The following is a 247-nucleotide window of genomic DNA, read 5'->3' as shown; positions in this document are numbered from 1 at the left end:
AGCATTCGCACTTCTGATACCTCCAGCAACCCTCACAGGCCACCTTCACAGGCTTACAGAACGCTCCCCTACCCAACGAACGTATCCTTAAACCGACTCGACTTTGTATACGCTTTGACGTCGCTTCGCTCCGTCAATCGTAACCCGCTGAATCGCTTTAAGTGATACGTTCGCTGCCGCAGCTTCGGTGCATGGTTTAGCCCCGTTACATCTTCCGCGCAGGCCGACTCGACCAGTGAGCTATTAC

At 53.8% G+C, this 247-nt stretch carries 1 rRNA gene; it reads right to left on the bottom strand.

The annotated features are described in order from the left end of the window. Positions 1 to 247: ribosomal RNA gene (locus tag NA330_RS23275) — 23S ribosomal RNA — on the bottom strand; the annotation flags it as partial.

The organism is Salmonella sp. NW722 (assembly GCF_051702785.1).
Lineage (GTDB): Bacteria > Pseudomonadota > Gammaproteobacteria > Enterobacterales > Enterobacteriaceae > Salmonella > Salmonella enterica.
The sequence above is the reverse complement of the archived record's forward strand: the minus strand, read 5'-3'. Positions and strand labels throughout refer to the sequence as shown.